The 3,146-nt window shown below is 63.8% G+C and carries 3 protein-coding genes; 2 read left to right on the plus strand and 1 reads right to left on the minus strand.

Features of this window, described 5'->3' with window-relative positions; all coding sequences use genetic code 11:
• Window positions 1-814 (minus strand): NAD-dependent epimerase/dehydratase family protein (locus VGL40_07100; protein ID HEY3315032.1); only part of this gene is annotated, 814 nt, incomplete at its 3' end.
• 160 nt (window positions 815-974) lie between these two features.
• Between VGL40_07100 and VGL40_07105 the strand changes: the two genes are divergently transcribed.
• Both VGL40_07105 and VGL40_07110 read left to right on the plus strand, forming a co-directional pair.
• Complete coding sequence (locus tag VGL40_07105; GenBank protein HEY3315033.1) at window positions 975-1,466, plus strand: recombinase family protein; 492 nt, start codon at window positions 975-977, stop codon at window positions 1,464-1,466.
• A gap of 215 nt (window positions 1,467-1,681) precedes the next feature.
• Window positions 1,682-2,317: a DedA family protein gene (locus VGL40_07110; GenBank protein HEY3315034.1), complete on the plus strand. Its 636-nt coding sequence runs from the start codon at window positions 1,682-1,684 to the stop codon at window positions 2,315-2,317.
• Window positions 2,318-3,146 lie beyond the last annotated feature (829 nt).

Here is a 3,146-nt window from a genome sequence, read left to right on the forward strand (position 1 = left end):
ACCAGGCCGGCGCGAGGAAGCGCGGGGCCCGTGTCCCGGTCACCCCTCCGAGGAGGCCCATCAGCCGGCGGACCGTGACCAGTTCGCCCGAAAGGATGTAGACCTCCCCGGTCCGCCCCTTGTCGGCGGCGGCGATGAGCCCCTCGGCAACGTCGCGGACGTCGACGAAATCGTAGGCCCCGTCGACGAAAGCGGGCAGCCGCCGCTTGGCGAAGGTCAGAAAGAGCCGGCCCATCTCGGATAGCCGGAAATCATAAGGGCCGATCACCCCGGTCGGGCAGACGACCACGGCGTCCAGCCCTTGCCCGGCCGCCCGCAGGACGATCCGCGTGGCCTCGGCCTTGGATTTTCCGTAGGCCATGTGGATGCGGCTTGGGTCGATCGGCATCGTTTCGTCGATGACCGTCCCCTGCGGCGGCTCGGCAATGGCGTGAATCGAACTGACGTAGACCAACCTTCTCACGCCCGTGCGACGGCAGGCCTCAACGACATTGGCCGCGCCGCCGACGTTGACCGCCTTCAGGAGCCTCCCCTGCCTTGGGGAGAGGGTGATGACCGAGGCCAGATGGTAGACCACGTCGGCCCCGGCGAAGGCGGCCTCCAGCGATCCCGAATCCCTGACGTCGCCCATGGCGGTCTCAATGTCCAGCCCGGCCAAGGGCTCGCGCCCTTCCGACGGCAGGACCAGGCACCTGACTTTAGCGTCGCGGGACAATAGGGCGCGGACGAGGGTGTTGCCGATGTGCCCGGTGGCGCCGGTGACGACGTTCATGCTCTTGCCTCGCTTGAGGATTGACGGGTTCCCGGCAATCATTTTTCGTCATCCCCCATGATTCCATTCGTATGCCCGTCTTCCTGCCATTACGTCCGCGAAAGCTACAAAAGGCGGGCTAGAAGCGGCGGGTTTGGTCCCCGCAAGCTAAAGCGGACGGTAGCCGTCCCCGATATGGATAGAGAGATGGGGGGTCCAATCGATGCTTCAAGCGCTCAAGCTCGACCACAACGCCGTGGCGGTCTACGCTAGGGCGGCCAAAGGGGAAACCGACATCGTAGGCATCGAAGAGCAGGTCCGAGAATGCCGGACGGCGATCAATCGCAATGGCGTCAAACTGAAGAAGGATCTGATCTTCGTTGACGAAGGGCAACCGGGAACGAGCCTCGACCGCCCGGCCCTGTCGCAGTTGAGGCAATCGGTCAAGGAGGGGACGGTGTCGGCGGTCTTCGTCTGGCGACTGGATCGGCTCAGCCGCAGCGTCCTCGATTGCGTCTCGCTGGTCCGCCGGGAGTGGGGCAAGAAGTGCGTCCTCGTCTCGGTCAGCGACGACTTTCATACCGGCGGCCCTTCGGGCGAGCGGGTCTTCGGTATCCTTCAGCGGTTCATCGAGGCCGAGGCCCCGAGCCTGGAAGTGCTCGAGGAGATCGCCTCGCTTCAGCCGAGGCACCGTTCGGCGGGTCGGGGGCGATAGACTGGCGAGCCCCGGGCCGCCGCCAACGATGAAGACATAGCGCCGGCGAAGACCGGCCTCGTGATGAGGTCGGTCTTTCTTCGATCTTCTCTCATTCGCTCGGCGGCGGTCGGCAGGCGGCGGTCGCAACGCTCGGTCGCCGTTGTGGTAAGATAGAAACAGCGGCATCTTGACCGGCGAGCAAGGCTAAACCCCACTGACAGGACCGTGGTACCGTGAGCGAGCGACTGGCGGAATGGCTGACGATGGCCCTGGGCGGCCTGGGCGGATTCGGCATCTTCTTGGCGATGGCCCTGGAGAGCGCGTGCGTCCCGATACCGAGCGAGGTCATCCTGCCGTTGGCCGGGATCCTGGTCGGGCGAGGGCTCCTGTCCTTCTGGGGGGCCGTGGCCTGGGCGGTCGGCGGGCAGATGGTCGGGTCGACCGTCGCCTACCTGGTCGGTTTCTATGGTAACCGACCGCTCCTGCACCGTTACGAGCGATTCATCCTCCGTCGGGGCGAGCTGGAGACGGCCGAGCGCTGGTTCAAACGCCACGGTGAACTCACGGTCATGGTCACCCGGCTTCTCCCCGGCATCCGGACGTTCATCTCCCTGCCGGCCGGTATCGCCGCCATGCCTTTCTGGCGCTTTCTCGCCTATTCGTTGGTCGGGGCCATCCCCTGGACGGCCTTCCTCATCTGGGCCGGCCTCGAGGTCGGCGCGGTCTGGAAGAATCCCGGCTGGGCGCCGTTCTTCCGTCTGGCCGAGGTCGTCGTCCTTCTGGCCGTCATCGTCCTGGTCGGCCTGTACATCAGGCAGAGGTTCGGGGGAAGGGGCGGAAGGGGAAGGCGCGGCCGGGCAGGGGAATAGGGCCTCATCGCCGTAGACCGATGGCATTGAGACTAAAGCCGCGCCCGGAAGTCCTTCCGTGACGCGGCTTTTCTCATCATCCGGCTGATGGGGTCGCGCTCCTTCCAGGCTGCCTGGCGAGCGACGATCAGGAGTTCCTCCATGGGTGGTGTCTGCCGTTTCTGGTGACCAGGGCGAGCCCGTTCTCGACGGCCACGGCGGCGATGAGGGCGTCGGAAAGATTGAGCGTCTTTCCCTGTTACCCGTGGGAGAACCTTCACCTGCCGGCCCTCAGGGCGGCCTCAGCCGTAACCGGGTAGAGCTGTGCTCATGTTCTGTCACTGACGAAAAGGGCCGGCCCCCGAAACCAATTGGGCGCCGGCCTTCTCGTTTGTCGGGGTGGTGGGATTTGAACCCACGGCCTCTTGCTCCCAAAGCAGAGAGTGAGGGAACGTGTGTTCGTATTCTCTTGTCCGTGTCAGTGGTTGGTAGTGGTTTATAGTGCGGTTTCGAGGGCGGTACCCTGGGGCGGTATTTCCGTCGTGGTAGGCCTGTTTAGGTGGTGGTGGACCACGGTAGATGGACAATGGATGGACAAAAAAGGGCGCCCCCCGGCCGGCCCCTGTCATGCAATGGGATGCATGGTCATGCGACTATGGTTGGTGGTTTCAGGTTGCGTTCCTCAATCGAAATTGGATCCCCCGTCGTAAACGAGCGGAAGACGCCAAACTTGAGCCTGTCAATCCAAGTCTATGCCTTCACACTCAACGTTCTCAATGATCTCTGGTCTCTCTTCAAAGCCATTTCCTCGGATGACAGGTGTTGGCTGGCCGAATCTCGATAACAGCCA

The sequence above is a fragment of the Bacillota bacterium genome, assembly GCA_036504675.1.
GTDB lineage: Bacteria > Bacillota > Sulfobacillia > JAJYWN01 > JAJZPE01 > DASXUT01.

Bases quoted from the DNA above. Each gene is read 5' to 3' on its own strand.
- VGL40_07105 (HEY3315033.1), top strand. From the start codon at position 975: ATGCTTCAAGCGCTCAAGCTCGACCACAACGCCGTGGCGGTCTACGCT.